The following is a 21,639-nucleotide window of genomic DNA, read 5'->3' as shown; positions in this document are numbered from 1 at the left end:
GAGAAGGCGAGGGGGGGCCGTCAGGCGACGGCCTCGCCCACGACCCGTCGCGGGTCGACCAGGGCCCAAAGGACCATCCCGACGAGCGCCACGCCGACGTAGATCCAGAATCCCGGATCCCACTGGTCGCGGCCCGTGCGGCCGGCCGCCTTCATCGCGTCGACGAACCAGCCGAGGAACGACGGCGAGACGATCCCGCCCACGTTGCCGATCATGTTCATGAGCCCGAACAGGGCCCCGACGTGCCGGCCGCTGACCTGGGTTGCGGCGGCCCACCAGGCGGGGACCTGGATCTGGACGCCGAAGCAGGCCAGGGCGACGAACGCGGCCGAGAGCCCCGGCGAGTCGACCGACAGGCTCGCCGCCAGGGCCCCGGCGGCGAGCGCCGCGCCGAGGACGCACTGGAGCGTCCGGCCCCAGCGCCGGCCGACGCGGCCGTTGGTCAGCCGGTCGGTCAGCCAGCCCCCGAACAGGCAGCCGACGGCCCCCGCGCCCAGGACCAGGCTGGCGAGGTTCGCCGAGTCGCCCGCCGAGGCCCCCCGCGCCGCCTGCAGGTACTTGGGGTACCAGGCGATCAGGAGGTTGTAGATCGCCGCCATCGTGATCATCGCCCCGCCCAGCAGCCAGATATCGGCCGAGCGGAAGACCAGCGGCCAGGGGATGGGCGAGTGGGTCCGCGAGACGTCCTCGCCGCCTCGGCCGTCGGCGATCAACCGGCGTTCGGCCCCGTTCACACCCGGGTGCGAGTCGGGGTCGTCGCGGAACCAGACGTAGAAGGCCGCGGCCCAGGCCAGCCCCACCAGGCCGAACGCCCAGAACGTCGCCCGCCAGCCGAGGCCGTCGATGAGCCGCTGGCTGACCACCGGCGCCAGCGTCCCGCCCAGCATCATGGCCGTCGTGATCAGCCCCTGCGCCCGCCCCCGGCTGGCGTCCGAGAACCAGACCCGCAGCACCCGCGCCGAGTTCGGCAGGGCCCCGGCCTCGCCCGCCCCGAACAGGAAGCGGATCGCCAGCAGGCCGACGAGCCCCCCCGCCGCCCCCGTCAGGGCCGTGAAGATCGACCACCAGACCACGATCCGCGTGAGCACCCCGCGCGACCCGTAGCGGTCCCCCCACCGACCCGTCGGGATCTCGAACAACACGTACGACAGGCTGAACGCCGAGAACACCCAGCCCATCCGCGTGTCCGAGATCCCCAGCTCCTCCTGAATCCTCGGCGCCGCCTGGCCGATGCAGACCCGGTCCAGGTACAGCACGAACGTCATCGCCGCCAGGAACGCCAGAACGCCGAACCGGACGCGCGTCGGTGACTCGGAAGGTTCCGTCATCAGTTCAGAGGCTCCATCGACGAGCTTGGATCGGTATCAAGAGAGGATTGAGGAGCAGAGGGGTGATGCGGACCGAGGGCCGTCGCGAACCGTCCTTCTCCCCTTGTGGGAGAAGGTGGCCGAAGGCCGGATGAGGGATACCGTCAAGGCGGGAGAGGACGTCGAAAGCGAGTCGATCAGGGTAAACACAAACTCCACCGGCCTCCCTGCTCGTCTCCCCCTCATCCGGCCCTACGGGCCGCCTTCCCCCGCGACGGGGGAAGGGCTGGATGATGAGGCGACGCGCGTCACTTGCCGCGCGAGGCGACCTCGGCCTGGGCCTTGGCGAGGACGCTGGGGATGGTCACGGGGCGGCCTTCCTGGCGCTTGCTCTCGTCGGCGGCCTCCATGAAGGCGAAGATCTCGAGCGTCTCCTCGGGGCTCACGGGGGCCTGGCCGGTCTTGAAGAACTTGACGATCTCGCCGACCAGGGGCTGGTAGCCGACGTAGCCGCCGCTCTGGCCGATCCCCTTGGCGCCGAAGACCGTCGCGCCGAAGTCGTGCGGCGCGCCGTCGCGGATGCCGCGGAAGGTGCCGATCCGGCCGCCCTTCCAGACGCCGACGGCCACGTCGGAGCCGGGCGTCGTCGTCCGCGAGACGGCTTCGCAGCCGGTCCCCATGATCGTGAAGAGGGTCTCGACGCCGTGGACGCCGTACCAGAACAGGTCCGGGTGGTGCTCCTCCAGCTCGCAGGGGCTGTAGGCGTCGCAGCCGGCCACCGCGCCGAGCTTGCCCGCGCGCATCGCGGCGATCCCGGGCGAGAACCGCAGGGCCGAGCTGGAGAAGACCGGCGTGCCCGTCTCCTTGGCCAGGGCGAAGATCGCGATCGCGTCGGCCACGCTGCCGGCGACCGGCTTGTCGATGAACACCGGCTTGCGGGCCTTGAAGACGGGCTTCGCCTGCTCCAGGTGGGGGCGGCCGTCGACGCTCTCCAGCAGGACGACGTCGACCTTCTCCAGCAGGGCGTCGATCGAGTCGACGATCTCGACGCCGTAGGTCTCCTTGAGGGCCTTGGTGTACTCGGGGACGCGGTCGCGGCTGGACGGGACGTCCGGGCTGCCGCCGGGGAACGCCGCGACGACGCGGACGCCGGCCACCTCGGGGGGCGACTTGGGGTCGTTCAAGAGCTTGGTGAAGGCGACCGCGTGCGAGGTGTCGAGCCCGATGAGCCCGGCCCGCAACGGCTTCTCCGCCGGCGCGGCCTCCTGCGCGACGCACGCGGTCGCGAGGAGGAACAAGGACAGGGCGGCCGGCGTGGCGATCCGAACGTTCATGATGCTTCCTTTGGGCCGAGCGAGACGAAATCATCCGCAGGCGTGATTATGCCCGGATCATTCGTCCATGGCCAGCGGCGGCAGGCCGAGACGCGCCTCGACGCGCTCGACGATCGCCGACAGCCGGCTCAGGGCCCGGATGTACGTGCGATGGAGCCGCTCGCCCGCCTGCTCGGCCGCCTGCAAGAGGCCGCCGACGTCGTTCTCGTCCGGCACCACGGGGAGGACGTGGTCGGCCGTCGAGATCCCCGGCCGGGACGCCTCGAACGGATACGTCAGGTCGTCGCCGATCGCGGCGTTCAGCCCGCCGAGGCGCGAGTGCAGGTCCTCGGCCGCGGCGAGGATGGCCCGGCGCAGGGCGTCGTCCCGCTCGTTCCCCTCGAAGCTCCCGAGGATCGACCTCAGCACGCCCCGCGCCTGGAGCATCGCGCACAGGGCCGGCCAGGCGCGCGCCGTCAGTTCCGACGCGAACGGGTAGAGGGCGCCGACCTCGGCGCGGGCGGCCTCGGCCTCGTCGATCGCCGCGTCGTCGCGGTCGAGCAGGCCGAGGGCCAGGGTCATCCTCCGCGCGCAGAGCTGGTCATACCCGTCGAGGGCCGGCGAGCGCTCGCGGACGCCCCGGTCGATCGCGTCGAGGGCCGAGCGGGCGGCCTCGTCCGTGACGCTCGTCAGCCCGTAGTCGGCCGGGCGGAATCGGAAGCCGGCGGCCAGCATCGCCTGCGCCGCCTGGGCCGAGACCCGAAGCCCCAGGGCCTCCCGCTCCGCGGCGGCGAGCGCGTCGTGCTCGCCGCGGGCCGCCGCCTGCTCGCCGCGCAGCCGCTCCAGCTCCTCGCGCGCCGCGTCCGTCTCCTCCGCGACGGACGGCGGCTCGGCCGGGAGCGGGATCGGCCGGTGGAAGAGCGGCGAGGCCGGACAGACCCGCTGGAAGGACTTGTAATCCGCCTGCAAGTCCTCCACCCCGCGCACGACCTCCCGGTACGGCTGGAGCCGCTCGGGCTCGAACCCCTCGCCCAGCAGGCCCCGGTAGTGGTGGGCCGTCGCCGCGCGCGAGAGGGCTTCGAAGTCGCGGAAGAAGGCCGTCGCCGGCCCTTCCAGGTGGAAGACGCCCGTCGCGTCGATCCGCAGCGCGGCCGCGATCCGGTCCCTGTCGGCGGGGTGGGTGTCGAAGACCCCGGTCTTCTCGGCGGCGAGCGAATCCTCGAGCGAGCGGATCGCGGCGTCCGAGATCTGGGGGAGGTTGGCCTCGATGAGCCGGGGCAGGTCGTCCGGCAGCCGGCCCGCCCGCCAGCTCTCCGAAACGTCGCTCATCGCCCCGCCCTGCGCCATCAGGGCGACCCGGACCCGCCTCCTCCTTGAGGCCAAGGTCGCCGAGCCCGTCAGGAGCGCCTCGCAGCGGTCGGCGTCGAACTCCATATGCCTCAACATCGTGCAGCTCACCGCGTGGCCCACGTACATCAGGCCGCGCAGGATCCCCCGCGTCGCCCACACCAGGGATCGGGCGAGGTTCCCCAGGATGATCGTGTAGAGGTTGCCCGACTTCGACCATTCGACGAGGGCCTCGTCCCATTCGTCGCGGGCGTAGACCACCCGGGCGAACCAGGCGTTGACCGACCGGATGACGCGACTCAGGCTCATCCCCGCGGACTGCGCGAAGTGGCCGAACTCGTGGGCCAGCACCCCGGCGAACTGGTCGGCCTCGAAGACCGCGACCAGGGGCAGGCCGATCCTCAGGACCAGCCGCCTCCGCAGCAGCGAGATCAGGCCGCGCTCGGCCCCCGCCGCCGCGTTCACCTCGCAGTCGACGTCGATCCGCACCGGCAGCGGGGCGCCGACCGCCTTGCAGACGCCGTCCACCAGCGCGAACAGGGCCGGCTCCTCGTCGCGGCCGATCGACCGCCGGCGGCCTCGCTCGGCCCGCTTCGCGAACAGGGGCTTCGCCAGGAAGAGGACGACCGTCCCCAGAACGACCAGCGGCCCGAAGTACGCCACCGCGGCCGCCTTGCCGCGGACGGACTGGAAAACCACGTGGTTGCGGGTCGCGTGCCAGTACATCGCATAGACCGCGAAGCCCACGATCGCCAGGTAGATGAGCGGCAGCGTCACCATCACGCAGGCCACGACCAGCGTCCAGAGCCGGTACGAGGCCGGCAGCCGCTTGGGCGGGATCGCCCCGCGGAACGCCGCGCGCACCTGCTCGGGCGTGAACGGGACGGGGTCGGGCTCGATCCCGAAGACCTCCTCATCGTGCTCCGGATCGCCGACCTCCGCCGGCTCGCGCGCGAACTCATCCATACGACGCCCCTTCCTGAGCGGATGCCCGGGGCCGCGCCGGGCGTCCGGGCCGGCGGCGAAACCCCGGACGGACAGATTACTCGGCGGTGCGCCACGGGGCCAATCGAAAACCCGGAGGCCGCGCGACCCGGCCGGACTCGGCTCTCATTCCGCCGCGATTTCCTCTACGATGGGGCGTCTCCGCGCGCTCGGGCGCGGGGCCTCGAATGGTCACCTGGGGTTTCGTTCATGTTTTCGATCGAGCATCTTTCTCGGGCCGGGCTTCGGCGGCGGACGGCGGCGTGGCTGGCGGCGGTCGGCCTGGCCCTCGTCGCGGCGGCGCGGGCCGGCGAGCCGACGATGACCGTCGAGGTCGACCTCCGCGACCTCCCCAAGCGGCTCGTCCATACCACGATCGACGTCCCCTGCAAGCCCGGGGCGGAGCTGGCCCTGTGGCATCCCAAGTGGATCCCCGGCACGCACGAGCCCTGCGGGGCCAACGAGGCCGTCGCCGGGCTCCGCATCACCACGCCCGAGGGCGCGGTCGTCCCCTGGCGGCGCGACGACCTGGAGCTGTACCGGATCGTCTGCAAGGCCCCCGAGGGGGCGGCGAAGCTGCGCGTCGCGCTCGACACGATCTGCAACGAGGCCACGATCGAGGCCAGCGGCCACCTGACCTTCGGCAACAAGCAGGTCGGCGTCGTGAACTGGTCGACCTGCATCCTCTACCCGGAAGGGCCGACGGCCGCCGAGACGATCGTCGCCCTCTCGGCGCGGCTCCCCGAGGGCTGGAAGCACGCGACGGCCCTGAAGGCGAAGTCGAACGAGGCCGGCCTGATCCGCTTCGAGCCCGTCTCGCTCGTCGACCTGATCGACTCGCCCCTGATCGGCGGCGAGCATTTCAAGACCACGAAGCTCGACGTCGGCCCGTATCCGCCGGCGTTCTTCCACGTCACGTCGGAATCGCCCGAGGCGCTCGAGCTCTCGCCCGAGACGATCGCGAAGTACGGCCGGGTGGTCCGCGAGGCCGGCGCCCTGTTCGGGTCGTGCCATTACGACGAGTTCCAGTTCATGACCACGCTGAGCGACGAGCTGGGCTACCTGGGCCTGGAGCACCTGGCGTCGAGCATCAACGGCGTCGGCGAGCGCGACCTCGTCGACGACGCCCGCCGGGTGGGCTGGGTCGCCAACCTGATCCCCCACGAGTACGCCCATTCCTGGTGCGGCAAGTACCGCCGGCCGGCCGGCATGGCGACGGCCAGCTACCACCAGCCCATGGCCACGCGGCTGCTCTGGGTCTACGAAGGGCTGACGGAATACCTGGGCGAGGTGCTGATGGTCCGCTCGGGCCTGGTCAAGCCCGACGACTACAGGAAGACGCTCGCCCACACGATCGAGGGGCTGATGTTTCAGGCCGGCCGGCGTTGGCGTCCGCTCGACGACACGGCCGCCGCGACGTCCTTCCTCCGCGCCCCGAGCCCGAACTGGAACGCCCTCCGGCGCGGCCAGGACTACTACATGGAAGGGGCCTTGCTCTGGATGGAAATCGACGCCATGATCCGCGAGAAGACCGCCGGGGCGAAGTCGCTGGACGACTTCTGCAAGGCGTTCCTCGGCGGCCCGACCCGTCCCGAGAAGGTCGACCCGTACACGTTCGAGGACGTCGTCGCGGCCCTGAACGCCGTCGCCGAGCACGACTGGAAGTCGTTCCTGGAGGAGCGCGTGTCGAAGCCGCTCGACGCCCTGCCGACCGACTTCGTGGCCAAGCTCGGCTACCGCATCGAATTCGGCTCGGGACCGCCGCCGACGTATAAGGGCCGGCGGGGCGGGGGCGGCGGGGCTGCGGCAAGGCACTCCCTCGGCCTGGCCTTCGGCGACGACGGCTCCATCACCGAGATCGTCATCGGCTCGCTCGCCGACAAGGCGGGGCTCGCGAAGGACCAGAAGGTCGTCGCGATCAACGACCGCCTCTTCAGCGCCGACGCCCTGCGCGACGCCCTGACCGCCAGCGTCGAGCGCGGCAAGGTCGACCTGCTGCTCGCCGACGGCGACCGCCTGCGGCCGCTCGCGATCGCCTATCGCGACGGCGTCAAGAACCTGACGCTGGCCCGCATCGATTCGAAGCCCGACGTCCTCGGCGAGATCCTCAAGCCCCGCGACAAGAGCGGCGAGGCCAGGCCCGGCGAGTCGCCCAAGGACGCCCCGAAGGCCGCCGCCGCCGAGCTTCCCAAGGGCTACGTCGCCCACCGCGCGCCTCGGCCGATCGACGTCGACGGCAAGCTCGACGAGGCCGCCTGGCAGGCCGCCCCCTGGACCGACGCGTTCGTCGACATCGAGGGCGACCGCAAGCCCCGCCCCCGGTTCGAGACCCGGGCCAAGATGCTCTGGGACGACGAGTATTTCTACGTCGCCGCCAAGCTCGACGAGCCCCACGTCTGGGGGACGATCACCGAGCACGACGCGGTGATCTTCCAGGACAACGACTTCGAGGTCTTCATCGACCCCGACGGCGACAACCACGCGTATTACGAGATCGAGATCAACGCCCTCAACACCGAGTGGGACCTGCACCTCCCCAAGCCCTACCGCGACGGCGGCCCGGCCCTCAACGCCTGGGAGATCCCCGGCCTCAAGAAGGGCGTGGCCGTGCAGGGGACGATCAACGACCCGTCCGACGCCGACCAGTCCTGGACCGTCGAGTTGGCCTTCCCGTGGAAGGTCCTCGCCGAGCACGCCGACCGCCCCGCGCCCCCGGCCGACGGCGACCAGTGGCGCGTGGACTTCTCGCGCGTGGAGTGGCTCCACGAGATCGTCGACGGCCGGTACAAGAAGGTCCCCAAGACGCCCGAGGACAACTGGGTCTGGTCGCCCCAGGGCGTCGTCGACATGCACCGGCCCGAGACCTGGGGCGTCGTCCAGTTCTCCAGGACCGAGCCCGGCGGCGCGACCGTGGCCTTCCGCCCCGACCCGGCCGAGCCCGCCCGCCGGCGACTCATGCAGATCTACCACGCCCAGAACGCGTACAAGCGGAACAACGGCGCCTGGGCCGACCGCCTCGAAATTCTCGACCTCGCCGCCGCTCCCGCCGGCCTCCCCGCCGTCGTCCTGACGCGCACGGCCGACGGCTACGAGGCCGCCGTCGCCCTCGAAGGCGACCCGCCCCGGACCTGGACCGTCCGCCAGGATTCGCGGCTTACCCACAAGCCCTGATCCGCGATCGACCGCGGGACGCGGCTCGGAGCGGGTCAGTCCCGCCAGGCGAACTCGCCCGAGTCGACGCCCCAGTCCTCTCCGAAGTACCCGGCCGCCACGGCGTGCGGGGGTCGCGCCCCGTCGCCGCCGCGGACGATGGCGAGGTCGGGGAAGCCGGTGCCCGAGACGAAGTAGGGGAGCGTCGCGGACAGGCGCATCCCCCTGGCACCGGTGCCGGCGACGACGCCGACCGAGGCGACGTCGCTGCCGGGCCGGGGCCGGATGAAGAGGCAGGCCAGGTCGTCGCCCTTCACCTCGCGGTCACCGACCCGCACGACGCCTCGGTCGACCTGGACCGGGCCCTCGCCCAGGAGCGGACGCCAGGCCGCGTTGGTCATGATCTGGCCGTAGAGGACGACGCTGCGGTCGCGGAAGGCGTCGGCCAGCGGCGGGTGCAGGAACGCCACGTCGGCGACGACGTCGACCGAGCCGTTGCCGCGGTACCAGAACACCTCCGCGTCGTAGCGGGCGCGGGCCAGCGACAAGGCGTTCTCCTCGGGCGTCCCCGTCGTGCCGTAGACCAGCACGAAGCGGCGGTTGAACGCCTCCTTGAACGGCCCGGAGCGGTTCGGACCCTTGAGCGCCGGCGACGCCGGGGCGGCCAGGGTCGACCACGCCCCTTCCTTCGAACGGGCGAGCAGGATCCGAGGGGCCCCGGGCGCGTCGACCCGCGCGACGCCGCTCAGAGTCTGGCCGTCGAGGACGACGTCGATCGGCGGGGCGGAGACGCCGAGCGTCAGCCGGGCGACGTTCTCCGTCGTCCCCTCGAGGCGGCGTTTCTCGGGGTCGAACGCCAGGTGGATCGCGCTCGGCCGCATCGCCTTCGCCTGGGCCTCGATCGTCGCCCAGCCCGAACGGGCCGAGACGCCGGGGCTCATCGTGACGAAGTCCACGCGGCGGATCTGATCGACGGGCTTCAGCTCATGCTCCCGCAAGTAGGCGATCAGCGGGGGCCAGTCGACGCATTCGTTCCCCCACCAGTGGCCCGCGCCTGGGCGCTCGTAATAGGCGAAGTCGGGCTGGAAGGCCGCCAGTCGCTCGCGCATGGTGCGGGCCTGCGCGACGGGCACGTTGTCGTCGGCGTCGCCGTGGAGGACGTAGACGCCCAGGCCGGCGAGGTTGCGGACGAGGCCCAGCGTGTCGCTGGGGTTGGCCGCGCGGGCGATCAGCTCGTCGACCGGGTCGGGGGCGTCGGGCCGGGTGGCGCCGGCGTAGCTGAACATGCTCACCCACCCCGCGCTGGGGGCGATCGCGGCGAAGCGGTCGGGGTACGTCACGCCCAGGTGCCAGGTCCCGTGGCCCCCCATCGAATGCCCCGTCAGGTAAGTCCGTCGGGGGTCGACGCCGAGCAACTCCGAGGTCGTTTCGAGGACCTCGATCGCGTCTTTCCGGCCCCAATCCTCCCAATCGAAGCCGTAAGGCCGGCGGTTCGTCGGCGCGACGACGTGCAGCCCCGGCTTGGGGCGATAGGCCGCCGCCTGGCCGATCCCCTCGACCGAGGCGCCGTGGAGCGTCAGGATCAGGCCGGGCCTCCCACCCGCCGCATCGGCCGCGGCCGGGACGTGGCCGTAATACTGGATGCTCCCGTCGATCGCGCTGAGGAACGTCCGCTTGCGATCCTGTTCGGGACGACGGGACCGCAGCGGGATCGTCGCCTCGTCGAGCGTCGTCTCGCCCTCCACGAGTTGGACGACCAGCGGCCGGTCGGTCGTCCCGGACCTCGGCTCGGCCTTGATCGCGAACCGGACCTTGCGTGTCGCGAACGGGGGCAGGAGCGGGACCGGCGTGCGGACCTCGGGGCCGCCGTCGACCCGGCTGACGATGGCCAGGCCGTCGCGAATCTCGTCGGTTGCGTTCAGCACGACGACCGCCGCGTCGGCCTCCAGCGGCTCGCCATCGAGCAGGTCGGGCGTGGTGGCGTCGCCCGTGTTCAGGAGGGCGGCGGCTTTCGGAGGCGTGAACTTCACCGGGATCGATCGGCCCCGGCCGCCCAGGAAGAGGAGCGGGTTGGAGCCCTTTCGCAGCTTGATCGGGATGCGGACGTAGCCCGTCGCGTAGGGGTCGCCCGTGTGCGGCTCGTCGCCGACGTAGACCGCGCCGTGGCCGGAGGCCTCCAGGATCACGACGCGATCGTCGGGCGAGACGGCGTCGATCGCGAGATACGAGCCCGGGGGCGTCGGGAAGCCGTCGGCCTGCGCCTGGACGGGCTCCCACTTCCGCTCGCGGTCGTCGCCCAAGGCCGCGGCCTCGCCGGCCCGGGGCGGGGTCCACGTCCCGGCGACGATCCGCGCGACGATCGGGTCGGCGGGGATCGCCTCGCGACGGCCGCGACGCCCGCCGGGGAGGACCAGGCCCTCGCGGACCTCGATCGGCTCCGCGGCCGAGGCCGCGGCGGCCAGCAGCAGCGTCATCAGGAGGAGCGTCGGGCGTCGTCGGAACATGTGCGGATCTCCTCCGTCAGTCGGGCAGGGGCTGGTCGCGGGTCTCGGGGGCGAAGGGGACGACGAGCAGGCCGAGGACGTAGATCAGCGACATGCAGAGCGCCGCGCGGGAGTAGCCGCCGACGCCGAGCGCCAGCCGCCCCAGCAGGATCGGGCCGGTGGCGGTGAGGTAGCGGGCCATGTTGTAGCAGAAGCCCATGCCGGTCGTCCGCAGCCGGGTCGGGTACAGCTCGGGCAGGTAGACGACGATCACGCCGAAGATCCCGCACGTGCAGAAGCCCAAAAGCGGCAGCATCCAGTAGACGTCGGGCCCCCGCGACATCCCGCCGAAGACGAGCCAGACCGACGCCATCGCCATCGCATAGGCCGTCGCGAAGGCCCGGCGGCGGCCGAAGCGGATCGCGATCCAGGTGCAGAAGGGCGCGCCGAAGAACGAGCCGACGTCCTGCAGCAGCGTCCCCCGGCCGACGTAGCCGTCGGCCTCGGCCTTCCACGCGGCGAGCCGCGGGGCGGCGTCGGTCCCGGTGCGCGCGGCCCACGCGCGGGCGAGGTCGTCCTGGTTGCCGATCGCCTCGATCGCAAGGGCGTCGCGGCCGCCGGCCTTAAGCTCGGCCTGGACCTCGCGGCGATGCTGGCGGAAGAGGGTGTCGCGCACCAGTTCGGGCGTGTACAGGCCGATGCTCCAGAGGCCGACCTGGCCGACCATCCCGAGCGCCATGCCGATCAGCGTGCGGCGACGAAGCTTCGGATCGGAGAAGATCTCGCGGACGTCGCCCATCTTCCGACCCGGCTGGGGGTCGCGGCGGGCCTCGTCGCGGGCGCGGATCCAGCGGTCGGGCTCGGGGACGCGGAACCGCAAAAGGACGAGCAGGACGCTGGGGATCACGCCGAAGAAGAAGAGCACGCGCCAGCCCTCGTAGCCGCCGACCCGCGACTGGGGCCCGACGAGCAGGCTCAGGCCCGACCCGAGGATCGCGCCGATCGACGAGGCGGCCTGGACCAGCCCGAGGCAGAAGGCGCGGGCGCGGGCCGGCATGGCCTCGGCCACGAGGGCGACGCCCGCCGCGTACTCGCCGCCGATCCCCATGCCGCAGAGGAAGCGATAGGCCGCGAACTCGGGCCACGATCGCGCCAGGCCGGAGAGGCCGGTGAACACGGAATACATCAGGATGGTGAGCGCCATCGTGCGCACCCGGCCCCAGCGGTCGCCGACCAGGCCGAAGGCCAGGCCGCCGGTCGCCCAGCCGGCGATGAACAGGGCCGTGGCCCAGCCGGCGAGCGTCGGCAGGCTCGCGGGGTCGACGCCCGGCGACAGGTCGCGGAGAGCGGGGGTGCGCGCCAGGATGAACAGCCGCTGATCCATGGCGTCGAACAGCCAGCCCAGGGCGGCGGCGAGCAGGATCCACAGGTGGGCCGGCGCGAGGCCCAGGACGAGGCCGCGGGAGGGCGGATTTTCGGGCGCTGCGGAGGGGGCCGACGGGTCCATGTCAGTCGGCCAACCGGCGGTAGCCGCCGGCGAAATAGAGGAGGGGGTCGCCGCCGTCGTACACTGCGCCGCCGACGACCTCGCCCACGAAGATCTCGTGGTCGCCGCCGGGGAGGACGTCGTACAGGCGGCAGTCGGCGTAGGCGAGGCAGCCGGCGATGATCGGGGCCTCGGTCGCGTCGGTGGTCAGGTCGAGGCCGAGGAAGTCCTTCGGGCCGGGCCGGGCGAACCGCTGGGAGACCTCCTCCTGATCGTGCCGGAGGATGTTGACGGCGAAGCAGCGGTTGGCCTTGAGGAACTCCAGCGTCTGCGACCGCTTGTCGACGGCGACCAGGAGCAGGGGGGGGTCGAGCGAGAGCGACGTCACGGCGTTGGCCGTCAGGCCGTGCATCCCCATCGAGCCGCCGGTGGTGACCACCGTCACGCCGGTCGCGAACCGTCCCATCACCTTGCGCTGGATCAACGAATCGATCGCCATGGCCCCTCCCGCACCGCCGTGAATCCCGGACCCGCCGCCGTCGGCCGCCCATTCTACACGAAAATCGCCGAAATCCGACGCCGGGGCGTAAGGACGGCGATCGGGCCGCGTATTCGTGGGGTTGGACGGCTCGGGAGGCGACGGAACGGACGGGCGAGTCATGAACACCGTTCAGGGATTCGCTTGCGTTACACTCAATGATTCGTGGTATCTTGTCGGCTGTCAGAGACGCCGTGCCTACGGAATCCATCGGACCATTCCCCTGTCACAGCCGGACTCACATCATGCCCAGCACTCACGACCTGACGAGGTTCTCGATCATCGACGGGATCCTCGACCGTGACGCCGACCGCTGGCGAGACTTCTACGCGATCTACAAGCCCATGCTCCTGGGCTACTTCCGCAAGCAGGGGCTCAAGGAGAGCGACGCCTCGGACCTGATCCAGGACGTCTTCCTGAAGCTGCTCAAGAAGATCCACACCTACGACCGCGAGCGGACCCGGTTCCGGACCTGGCTGTTCACGGTGGCCCGCAACACGCTCATCGACCAGGCGCGTCGGTGCCTGACCCAGAAGCAGGCGATCGACGGCTGGGTCAAGGAGGTGCTGAACGCGGCCTCGGACGAAGAAGATCGCCAGCGCGAGGAGTTCGAGCGCAGCCACCACACTCGGGTGCTGCAATTCGCCTTCGAGAAGGTGCGCCGGCGCTCGTCGCCGCGGGTCTGGAGCTGCTTCGAGCTGTCCGTGATCAAGGGGCTCCCCGGCGCCGAGGTCGCCAGGGCGCTCGACGTGACGACGAACGTCGTCTACGTCAATTCCTGGCGGGTCCTCCAGGCGGTCAAGAAGGTCTGTCACCGCTATGACGAGGACCTTAAGCATGAGCCGAACGATCGCATGTCCTGAGAAGAGCGACCTGCTGGCCATCGCGGCCGGAGAGGTCGCCTCCCCGCCCCTGCGGTCGCACGTCGACGGCTGCCTCTCCTGCCGGACGACCGTGCGCCGCCTGAAGGTCGAGATCGGCTGCCTCCGCTTCAGCGTCGCGCCCGAGCGCTGGATCCCCTCGACGGTCCTCGCCTGGCGGGCCTCGCCCCGGGCCGACTGAGCCCGGCCGATCGAATCGCGCAATCGACGATAGAGCGGGCGACGCGACTTCCCGGTCGCGCCGTCCGTCCCATTTTGCACGACGTCCGCGACGGTCCGCCAAGAGCCCCGCCGCCTTCGCGCGGGGCCGTCGGCGGCCTCCTCGCGATCAGGGCGTCGCCACGCCGGGGATCACGAAGGCCGTCAGCAGGCTGCCGCTGGTCGACGCCATCCCAAGCATCCCGGAGAAGTAGATGCCGACGTAGTAGTCCCCCGGCGCGAGCCCGGTGACCACCCCGTTGACGGAGATCATCGTGGCCGAGGTCGAGGCCAGGAGCTTGACGGGCCCCGAGGTGTCCGCCGTCACGGCCGTATTCACCGACACGCCGACCGTGAGGCTCGGCAAGGCGGAGGTGAGCATGACGTCGCCCATGATGACGATCTGGTCGAAGGTGCTCGTGATCGTGAGCGTCTGGGTCATCACGGAGGAGTCGAGCAAGGTCCCGCCGAGGACGACGGCGGTTGCGAGGGTGCCGGTCGACTGGAACACGACGTCCGAGATCGTCTCGCCGACGGCACCGGTGGCGCCCGTGGCACCCGGATCACCCTGAGTTCCGGTGGCGCCCGTCGAGCCGGTGGCCCCGGTGGCGCCCGTCGCGCCGGTAGCCCCCGTCGCACCCTGGTCGCCCGTGGCACCGGTGGCCCCGGTGGCACCTGTGGCTCCGGTGGCCCCCGTCGCGCCAGTCGACCCCGTGGCTCCGAAGTCCCCGGTGGCCCCCGTGGCTCCCGTCGCGCCCGTGGCTCCCGTCGCCCCGACGTCCCCGGTCGCGCCCGTGGCTCCGGTGGCGCCCGTGGCTCCGGTGGCGCCCAGGCCGCCGATGTCGCCCGTGGCTCCGGTCGCACCAGTCGCGCCCGTGGCTCCGGTCGCTCCGATGCCGATTCCGGTGGCTCCCGTGGCTCCGGTGGCTCCCGGGTCGCCCGGACTCCCGGTGGCACCCGTCGCGCCGGTGGCGCCCGTGGCCCCGGTGGCTCCCATGGCCCCGGTGGCCCCCGTCGCGCCGTTAAGCCCGCTGGAGCCGTTCAGGCCGTTCGCCCCGTTGGGCCCGGTGGCTCCCGTCGCGCCGGTGGCCCCCGTCGCGCCGGTCGCGCCGGGGAGGTTCACGTACGTCAGGCCGACCGGTTGGAGTCGACCGGTGCCGCTGATCCGCGAGGAGCCTTCGCGGGTGTAGCTCACGAATCGGGCCGCGCCGCTGGCGTAGACGCTGGACGGGACGCCGCCCGGCGTGACGGCGCCGAGCGAGACGTTGAACGTCCGGCGGCTGACCATCACCGCCTGCGTCTCTTCGAAGAGGACGTTGGTCCGGCTGCGGTCGTAGACCCGGAACGTCAGCGTGACCTGGCCGTCGGCCACGCCCGTGATCCGGCCCCGGAACGCGACGACCGGGGTGGCCGTCGAACCCGGGGACGCGCTCAGGGCGGCCATCGAGACGCCAGGCTGCGCCGAGTCGCTCAGCAGGCCCTGGATCTGGACACGCCGCACCGCCCACGGCCGGACCTCGGCCGCGAGCAGTCCCGACTCGACCAGCGGATTCGAGGCGTTCAGGACCATGCGCTGTTCCAGAACGCCCTGGAAATTCGCGCGATACTTGAGGCTGCGTCGCTTCTTCATGGTGGCAATCCTGAAAGGTGCAGTCGTGCGGCCCCTCTCCTCGGGGTGGGATCAACTGCCGAGAACCCTAGAACGTCTTCTTGCGAGTCATGATGTCGGAAGCGAACATGATCGGATTTTCATGATTGCCCGCCCCTCGGCGAGAATTCTCCGCGGCCGGTTCATCCCCGGGCGGGGACGTCGTATGCTCCCAATCGGGCGTCCGAGCGGCCCGTCGCCGCACGGGCGGGACGCGCCGCGGGCGGGCCCGAAGCAACGACCGGAGAGGACGATGAACGCCCAGGATTTGACCGTCTGCCTCGGCATGATCGTGAAGGACGAGGCCCCGGTGATCCGCCGCTGCCTGGAGTCGGTCCGCCCCTTCATCGACTCGTGGGTGATCGCCGACACCGGCTCGAGCGACGGCACCCAGGACCTGATCCGCGAGGCGCTCGGCGACCTGCCGGGGACGCTCCTCCAGCGGCCGTGGGTCGACTTCGCCCACAATCGCAACGAGGTGCTCGCCGCCGCCCGCGACCGCGGCGCGTACACCTTCACCATCGACGCCGACGAGACCCTGGCGATCGACGACGGCTTCGCCCGGCCGAGCCTCGCGGCCGACTCGTACAACATGACGGTCCACTACGGCTCGACCTGCTACCACCGCAAGCAGCTCGTCCGCAGCGCCCTGCCGTGGAAGTATCGGGGCGTGCTCCACGAGTACCTGACCTGCCCGACCGCGCGGACCGAGGCGCACCTGCCCGGCCTCCGCACGATCGTCAGCCACGACGGCGCGCGGGCCCACGACCCGTTGACCTACCGCCGCGACGCCCTCCTGCTGGAGAAGGCCCTGCTCGACGAGCCCGACGACGCCCGCTACGTCTTCTACCTCGCCCAGAGCTACCGCGACGCCGGCGACGTCGACCTCGCCGTCCGGAACTACCAGCGCCGGCTGGCGCTGGGCGGGTGGGCCGAGGAGGTCTGGTACTCGCTCTTCCAGATCGGCGTCCTGAAGGAACGCCGGGGCGACCCCTGGCCCGAGGTGATGGCGGCCTACCTGACCGCCTTCGAGCACTCGCCCGACCGCGCCGAGCCGCTCTACCAGGTCGGGATGCACTACCAGGCCGCCCGCGAGTTCCACACGGCGCGGATGTTCTTCCGCTTCGCCCTCGACGCGCCGCGGCCCGACCCTCAGCGGCTCTTCGTCTGGCGGACCGTGTACGACTACCTGCTGGAGCTGGAATACGGCGTGTCGCTCTACTACACCGGCGGCCACGACGAGGCGATCGCCGTCGCCGACCGGCTGCTGGCGCGCGGGACCATGCCGCCCGACCTCGCCCGGCAGGTCGCGACCAACCGACGGCTCAGCGTCGAGAAGCTGGCCGCCGGCCGGGCGTGAGGCGGACTGCGGTCACGCCTCGTCCTCCTCGGCGAGGTCCCGGATGAAGGCCAGGGCCTCGTCCAGCTCGCAGACGATCGCGCCGGGCCGGCGGCCGCGCGAGTCCAGCTCGCGGAGGAGCATCAGGTCCTCGAACTCCTCGGACTGCTCCAGCCGCGATCGGGCGCGGGCTCCGAGGGTCCCCTGGCGGTAGGCCAGGGCGTCCATGTGCAGGGCGATCAGGGTCTCGGTCCGCGGGGTGATCGTCCCTTCCAGGGCTTGCAGGCCCGCGCCGACGTGGTTCGACGGGTCGATCGCCTTGCCGACGTCGTGCAGCAGCGCGGCGAGGAGGAACTCCTCGTCGTACCCGCGCTCGTCGCGGGCCAGCTCGAAGACCTGCAGGCTGTGGTAGAGCGCGTCGCCCTCGGGGTGGTGCTTGGGGTTCTGCTTCACCGCTTCGAGCGGCCGCAGCAGCAGGCGGTACAGCTCGAAGCGGTCGACGTGGTCCTCGACGCGCTCGACCTCGAAGTCCAGGTCGATCTCGGGGTCCTCGGCCTTCAGGAACGCCTCCAGCGCGGCGATCGAGGCCCGTTCGATGGGCTTGCCGGTGATGGAGCTCTTGAAGACGTAGTGGACCTTGTCCTCGGGGTAGAGCGTCAGCTCGAACGGGAAGCGGTCGTCGACGTGGATGTGCGTGAAGACGCGCTCCTCGCCGTACTTGACGATCCGCTTGTGCTGCACCTCGTAGGCCAGGCCGTGCTCGTCGAGCGCGTCGGTCACGAGCGCCTGCGAGTCGCAGAAGACGTGCAGGTCGATGTCCGACCCCTCGCGGACGTGGCCGGTCCAGACGCTGCCGATCAGCCGGGGCCGGAACCGCGCGAGCTTGCGCATCATGCGGAGCGCCTCCAGCCGCATGGCGCGGAGCTTGTCGAGCCGCTTCGGCCCCTCGTGCATCCGGGCCATGGCCTGGATCTGGTCGCGGATCTCGGCGTTGGAGGGGAGGTCGCCGGGCCGGAACCGGTACTCGACCCCGAGCTGCTTGGCGGCCTTGCGCTTGGCGGTGAAGTACTCGGACTCGGTCCTTCGGTACATCAGCTGGGCGGCGAGGAAGGCGATCTGCCGCCGGATGCGTTCGTCGGCCATGGGGGGAAGGTGCGTCGATTCAGGCCCATCAAGGCGACGCCGGGCTGAGACGCCGCGCGGCCCGAGATGGGGGCGGCGGGCGGCTCGAACGGGTGGAAACGTCCTCGCTCGAACCTACCAGCGGCCTCTCCCGGCGTCAAGCCGATGGGCCGAAGGGCTGCCGGCCCGCGATCGACCTTGATTTCCCCGGCGGGCTGCCGCATTGTGAGTGACCATTCGTGAGGAACTCGGCAGGGACGCCGACGCCGCGGGATCGATGAAGGATGACGTGATCATGGCGGACGCCGCAGAGACGACCGGAGGGCGCCCGTGGCGCGGGGACGGCTGGGGCTTCCGGATGGCGGCCTTCGCCTGGGTCGTGATGGCCGTCGCGCCCTGGTATCTGGGCTTCGTCCTGTCGTTCGCCTCGGACGGCGTCAAGGTCGACCAGGGAGGGCCCCCGAAGCCCTCGGTCGACGCGCAGAAGCTGATGTCGGTCGCGCGGGGGGGGGCGTCGGCGGCCGACTCGAACCTGCCGACGGTCGCGCGCATCTTCCTCGACTCGCAGTGGACGATCCTGGTCGTCGTCCTGGGGCTGACGGCCGTCTCGACGTGGCGGCTGTACCCGATCCTCTGGCGGGCGGTCCACACCGGCCTGGCGAACTATCTGCTGCTCCTCACCGTCGTGTTCGTGCTCTGGATGATCTACGGCGGGCTCTCCAGCATGGGGATGCCCGGCCTCTTCTGGAGCCCCGAGCGGGGCGACCAGTTCATGGCCGGCCTGGGCGTGACGCTGTTCATGTTCTGGATGCTCTACCTGCTGTTCGTCAGCGACTACGAGGCGCATCGCGAGGATCCCGAGCATCGGGCCTGGGGCCGGCTGGATCACGCGCTTCGGGCCTTCCTGCCCCCCGCGCTCGACCGGCTGGTCCCCGAGAGCCCGACGGCCAGCGTGCAGATGGGCTGGTTCGTGTTCTTCGCGGCCCAGCCGATCGTGACGATGCTGGCCCTGCCCGCGGTGCTCCCCTCGATGCGCTCGGGGGCCCTGCAGACGGTGGTGGCGAGGGGATGGATCCTGGGCGTGGCGGCGGCCGTGGCGACGGCCCTCGTGGTGGTCGCGACCCGGATCCCGACCCGGCTCAACGAGCTGAGGCGGCAGGTCCTGCACCGGCGCCTGGACTTCGGCCAGCTCTGGCGGCTGGACAACGACCGGCTCGACCCGCAGGGCAACGCCAAGAACATGCTGATCATCGTCGGGATCCTGTACCTTGTGGCCTGGGTCTTCCCGGCGGCCACGCAGCGGCTGTTCCCGCCCGCCTTCTCGCTCTGCATCCTGCTGGGCGTGCTGGCGACGTTCCTGGTCTGGCTGGGGATGCGGCAGCACTGGAAGTCGCGGGCGATCGCCGCGGCGGCGATCCTGGGCCTGGTGGCGGCCTCGGGCATGCTCGACTACGACGTGCTGGTCCGCGACCTGGCCGGCGGGTCGCCGGGAGGCCCCGACCTCTACCCGACGCCCCTGGAGCAGTACCGCTACCACCTGAGCCTCAGCGAGGCCAAGCCCCAGACCTACGCCCGGGTCGTCGACCTGGCGGCGTTCCAGAAGGAGCGCAAGCTCACCGAGGGCCGCGCCGACTTCGAGGCCCGCCAGAAGCTCCTGGACCGCTGGCAGGCCGGCATGCGCTGGGGGGGGTCGGGATCGGGCTCGGGCCCGGCCGGCGCGGGCAAGCCGATCGTGGTGGTGGTGACGACCAGCGGCGGGGCCCTCCGCGCCGGGGTCTGGACCCAGACGGTCCTCCGCAAGCTCGACGAGGCCTTCCCCGGCTTCCACCGCCACGCCCGCCTGATCACCGGGGCCTCCGGCGGCATGCTCGGCGCGGCGCGCTACGTCGCCCTGCACGCCGAGAAGGCCGGCGACCACGTCCTGCAGGAGGGGGGGCGGCAGCCCGACTTCCTCGGCCCCATCGCCTGGCAGATCGCCTTCCGCGACTTCCTCCCCAACGCCCTCACGCCGTTCGCGGTGTACAACCGGGGCGACAAGCTGGAGGACGTCTGGCGCGAGTACGCCCCCGAGCTGGGCAAGACCTTCGGCGACCTCGCCGAGAAGGAGCGGGCCGGGGCGATCCCCTCGATCGTCTTCTCGCCCATGCTCGTCGAGGACGGCCGCCGCATCCTGATCGGCAACCTGCCCATGGCCGACCTGACCGTCCACCTCAACGGCGTCCTGCTCGACGAGAGCCGCGACGAGCTGATGAGGCGCTACCTGGAAGGGAAGCCCAAGAACAAGGACGGCCGCCTCAAGACCGCGAAGGACGTCGACGACTACGACCTGGAGTACCCGGCCCTCAGCTCCTTCTCGTCGATGGAGTTCTCCAAGCTCTTCGCCGAGCACCAGGCGCTCGACCACCTGCGGCTGGCCTCGGCCGTGCGGATGAGCGCGACCTTCCCGTTCATCACCTCGGTCGTCGCCCTGCCGACCTTCCCGGCGCGGCACGTAGTCGACGCCGGCTATTACGACAACTACGGCGTGAACCTGGCCTCGGCCTGGATCAACAGCCACCGCGACTGGCTCCGCCGCAACGCCTCCGGCGTGCTGGTCGTCCAGGTCCGCGCCTTCCGCAACGAGAAGCGGCTGAAGATCCTCGACCAGGAAGTCTACGCGCCGTCCAAGCCCCAGGCCGAGGTCGAGGCCGGCGGCGTCCCGCTCTACGACTGGGTCGCCTGGGGCGTCGGCCTGATCCCCCACGTCCTCACCCTGCTCCACGACGGGGCCGCCTCGCTCGCCATCCCGGCCCAGGGGGTCGCCATGGCGCGCGAGTCGTCGATGTTCTTCCGCAACGACGAGAACCTGGAGGTCCTCCACGCCCTCTTCAAGCGCGAGACCGGCGACGACGCCTTCTTCCGGACCGTCGTCTTCACCTGCGACACCATCCAGGTCGGCCAGGCCTCGCAGAACGTCGAGACCCTGAACTGGTACATCGACCCGGTCGAGTACCGCCAGATCGAGCGCAACATGGACGGCTTCGACGCCGCCAGCCAGACCGGCCGCGAGCGCAACCACCTGCGCCTGAAACGCCTCAAGGACTGGTGGCGGTCCCGCGGCGGGGCCGTCGCGCCCGACTGACGGCCGGCCGGCCGGGGCCCCCTCAGCGGCTCTGGGTCACGCCGACCCGGCGGCACATCGCCAGCAGCGGGCAGGTCGAGCACCGGGGCGAGACGCCCGTGCAGACGAACTTGCCGAACGGGACCAGCAACTCGTTGGTCTCGATCCAGTAGCGCTCGGGGAGGGCGGCCTCCAGGGCCCTCATCGTCTGCTCGGGGGTGCGGGTCGCGACCAGCCCCCAGCGGTTGGCGATGCGGTGGACGTGGACGTCGACCGGCACGATCGGGACGCCGAAGGCCGCGGCCAGCGTCAGGGCGGCGATCTTGGGCCCGACCCCGCGGAAGGCCGTCAGCCCCTCCATCGTCGCCGGGACCTCGCCGCCGTGGCCGTCGAGGATCCGCCGCGACAGCTCGACGACGTCGCGAGCCTTGGGCTCGGGGAAGGTCGCCGGCCGGATCAGCTCGGCCAGCCGGGCCTCGCCCAGCTCGACCATCGCCGCCGGCGTCGCCGCGACCGGGAAGAGCCGCAAGCCGACCGCGAGGGTCGTCTCGTCGCGGGTCCGGGCGGAGATCAGGCTGGCGACGAGGACCTCGAACGGGCTGCCGAACCCGCGATCGCGGAGGTCGAAGACCGCCGCCTTGGGACGCCCGCGCACCGCCTCGCGCAGCCGCCGGAAGGCCTCGTCGGCGTCCCAGGGCTCGGCGCCCGCCGGGGGTGCGGCCTGGCGGCGTGCGGGCATCGGT

The 21,639-nt window shown here is 71.5% G+C and carries 14 protein-coding genes; 5 read left to right on the top strand and 9 right to left on the bottom strand.

Annotated features, from left to right (window positions below):
• Window positions 1-20 precede the first annotated feature (20 nt).
• The 3 genes from PZE19_RS14430 to PZE19_RS14420 all read right to left on the bottom strand — a co-directional run bounded on the left by PZE19_RS14430 (window position 21) and on the right by PZE19_RS14420 (window position 4,933).
• Complete coding sequence (locus PZE19_RS14430; protein WP_277861331.1) at window positions 21-1,328, bottom strand: MFS transporter; 1,308 nt, start codon at window positions 1,326-1,328, stop codon at window positions 21-23.
• 287 nt (window positions 1,329-1,615) lie between these two features.
• The gene (locus PZE19_RS14425) at window positions 1,616-2,641 is read right to left on the bottom strand and encodes a Gfo/Idh/MocA family protein (RefSeq protein WP_277861330.1); all 1,026 of its coding nucleotides are present in this window, start codon (window positions 2,639-2,641) and stop codon (window positions 1,616-1,618) included.
• Window positions 2,642-2,698: 57 nt separating this feature from the next.
• The gene (locus tag PZE19_RS14420; RefSeq protein WP_277861329.1) at window positions 2,699-4,933 is read right to left on the bottom strand and encodes a M48 family metallopeptidase; all 2,235 of its coding nucleotides are present in this window, start codon (window positions 4,931-4,933) and stop codon (window positions 2,699-2,701) included.
• A gap of 228 nt (window positions 4,934-5,161) precedes the next feature.
• Between PZE19_RS14420 and PZE19_RS14415 the strand changes: the two genes are divergently transcribed.
• Complete coding sequence (locus PZE19_RS14415) at window positions 5,162-8,122, top strand: M61 family metallopeptidase (RefSeq protein ID WP_277861328.1); 2,961 nt, start codon at window positions 5,162-5,164, stop codon at window positions 8,120-8,122.
• Between the two features lie 35 nt (window positions 8,123-8,157).
• On the opposite strand, the gene PZE19_RS14410 is transcribed toward PZE19_RS14415, so the two are convergent.
• Genes PZE19_RS14410 through PZE19_RS14400 form a run of 3 tightly spaced genes read right to left on the bottom strand, consistent with a single transcriptional unit; the run spans window position 8,158 to window position 12,569 of the window.
• Complete coding sequence (locus PZE19_RS14410) at window positions 8,158-10,605, bottom strand: carboxylesterase family protein (protein ID WP_277861327.1); 2,448 nt, start codon at window positions 10,603-10,605, stop codon at window positions 8,158-8,160.
• A 16-nt stretch (window positions 10,606-10,621) separates the two neighbouring features.
• The gene (locus PZE19_RS14405; protein WP_277861326.1) at window positions 10,622-12,091 is read right to left on the bottom strand and encodes an MFS transporter; all 1,470 of its coding nucleotides are present in this window, start codon (window positions 12,089-12,091) and stop codon (window positions 10,622-10,624) included.
• A 1-nt stretch (window position 12,092) separates the two neighbouring features.
• The gene (locus tag PZE19_RS14400) at window positions 12,093-12,569 is read right to left on the bottom strand and encodes a flavin reductase family protein (protein WP_277861325.1); all 477 of its coding nucleotides are present in this window, start codon (window positions 12,567-12,569) and stop codon (window positions 12,093-12,095) included.
• A gap of 284 nt (window positions 12,570-12,853) precedes the next feature.
• On the opposite strand from PZE19_RS14400, the gene PZE19_RS14395 reads away from it, so the two are divergent.
• Both PZE19_RS14395 and PZE19_RS14390 read left to right on the top strand, forming a co-directional pair.
• A complete protein-coding gene (locus PZE19_RS14395; RefSeq protein WP_277861324.1) occupies window positions 12,854-13,471 on the top strand; it encodes an RNA polymerase sigma factor in 618 nt (205 codons plus the stop codon).
• On the top strand, window positions 13,446-13,670 hold the full coding sequence (locus PZE19_RS14390; RefSeq protein WP_277861323.1) for a hypothetical protein: 225 nt from the start codon (window positions 13,446-13,448) through the stop codon (window positions 13,668-13,670). Before PZE19_RS14395 ends, PZE19_RS14390 begins: the two co-directional genes overlap by 26 nt.
• Window positions 13,671-13,817: 147 nt before the next feature.
• On the opposite strand, the gene PZE19_RS14385 is transcribed toward PZE19_RS14390, so the two are convergent.
• Window positions 13,818-15,317 carry a hypothetical protein gene (locus tag PZE19_RS14385; protein WP_277861322.1) on the bottom strand — a complete coding sequence of 500 codons (1,500 nt, stop codon included), beginning with the start codon at window positions 15,315-15,317 and terminating at the stop codon, window positions 13,818-13,820.
• Between the two features lie 271 nt (window positions 15,318-15,588).
• On the opposite strand from PZE19_RS14385, the gene PZE19_RS14380 reads away from it, so the two are divergent.
• A complete protein-coding gene (locus PZE19_RS14380) occupies window positions 15,589-16,695 on the top strand; it encodes a tetratricopeptide repeat-containing glycosyltransferase (RefSeq protein ID WP_277861321.1) in 1,107 nt (368 codons plus the stop codon).
• A 12-nt stretch (window positions 16,696-16,707) separates the two neighbouring features.
• On the opposite strand, the gene PZE19_RS14375 is transcribed toward PZE19_RS14380, so the two are convergent.
• A complete protein-coding gene (locus PZE19_RS14375) occupies window positions 16,708-17,817 on the bottom strand; it encodes a tRNA adenylyltransferase (protein ID WP_277861320.1) in 1,110 nt (369 codons plus the stop codon).
• A 274-nt stretch (window positions 17,818-18,091) separates the two neighbouring features.
• On the opposite strand from PZE19_RS14375, the gene PZE19_RS14370 reads away from it, so the two are divergent.
• A complete protein-coding gene (locus PZE19_RS14370) occupies window positions 18,092-20,917 on the top strand; it encodes a patatin-like phospholipase domain-containing protein (protein WP_277861319.1) in 2,826 nt (941 codons plus the stop codon).
• A gap of 22 nt (window positions 20,918-20,939) precedes the next feature.
• On the opposite strand, the gene PZE19_RS14365 is transcribed toward PZE19_RS14370, so the two are convergent.
• Entirely contained in the window at window positions 20,940-21,635 is a 696-nt protein-coding gene (locus PZE19_RS14365) for an endonuclease III domain-containing protein (RefSeq protein ID WP_277861318.1), read from the bottom strand.
• Between the last annotated feature and the right edge of the window lie 4 nt (window positions 21,636-21,639).

Origin of the sequence: Paludisphaera mucosa, from assembly GCF_029589435.1 — a bacterium.
In the GTDB taxonomy this organism is placed as follows: Bacteria; Planctomycetota; Planctomycetia; order Isosphaerales; family Isosphaeraceae; genus Paludisphaera; species Paludisphaera mucosa.
Note: the sequence above shows the minus strand (reverse complement) of the source record. Positions and strands in the feature narration are given on the sequence as shown.

Excerpts from the sequence above, each read along its gene's own strand:
- PZE19_RS14390 (WP_277861323.1), top strand. The coding sequence starts at position 13,446 with ATGAGCCGAACGATCGCATGTCCTGAGAAGAGCGACCTGCTGGCCATC.
- PZE19_RS14375 (WP_277861320.1), bottom strand. The coding sequence starts at position 17,817 with ATGGCCGACGAACGCATCCGGCGGCAGATCGCCTTCCTCGCCGCCCAG.
- PZE19_RS14430 (WP_277861331.1), bottom strand. The coding sequence starts at position 1,328 with ATGACGGAACCTTCCGAGTCACCGACGCGCGTCCGGTTCGGCGTTCTG.
- PZE19_RS14405 (WP_277861326.1), bottom strand. The coding sequence starts at position 12,091 with ATGGACCCGTCGGCCCCCTCCGCAGCGCCCGAAAATCCGCCCTCCCGC.
- PZE19_RS14410 (WP_277861327.1), bottom strand. The coding sequence starts at position 10,605 with ATGTTCCGACGACGCCCGACGCTCCTCCTGATGACGCTGCTGCTGGCC.
- PZE19_RS14425 (WP_277861330.1), bottom strand. The coding sequence starts at position 2,641 with ATGAACGTTCGGATCGCCACGCCGGCCGCCCTGTCCTTGTTCCTCCTC.
- PZE19_RS14400 (WP_277861325.1), bottom strand. The coding sequence starts at position 12,569 with ATGGCGATCGATTCGTTGATCCAGCGCAAGGTGATGGGACGGTTCGCG.
- PZE19_RS14415 (WP_277861328.1), top strand. The coding sequence starts at position 5,162 with ATGTTTTCGATCGAGCATCTTTCTCGGGCCGGGCTTCGGCGGCGGACG.
- PZE19_RS14365 (WP_277861318.1), bottom strand. The coding sequence starts at position 21,635 with ATGCCCGCACGCCGCCAGGCCGCACCCCCGGCGGGCGCCGAGCCCTGG.
- PZE19_RS14420 (WP_277861329.1), bottom strand. The coding sequence starts at position 4,933 with ATGGATGAGTTCGCGCGCGAGCCGGCGGAGGTCGGCGATCCGGAGCAC.
- PZE19_RS14395 (WP_277861324.1), top strand. The coding sequence starts at position 12,854 with ATGCCCAGCACTCACGACCTGACGAGGTTCTCGATCATCGACGGGATC.
- PZE19_RS14385 (WP_277861322.1), bottom strand. The coding sequence starts at position 15,317 with ATGAAGAAGCGACGCAGCCTCAAGTATCGCGCGAATTTCCAGGGCGTT.
- PZE19_RS14380 (WP_277861321.1), top strand. The coding sequence starts at position 15,589 with ATGAACGCCCAGGATTTGACCGTCTGCCTCGGCATGATCGTGAAGGAC.
- PZE19_RS14370 (WP_277861319.1), top strand. The coding sequence starts at position 18,092 with ATGGCGGACGCCGCAGAGACGACCGGAGGGCGCCCGTGGCGCGGGGAC.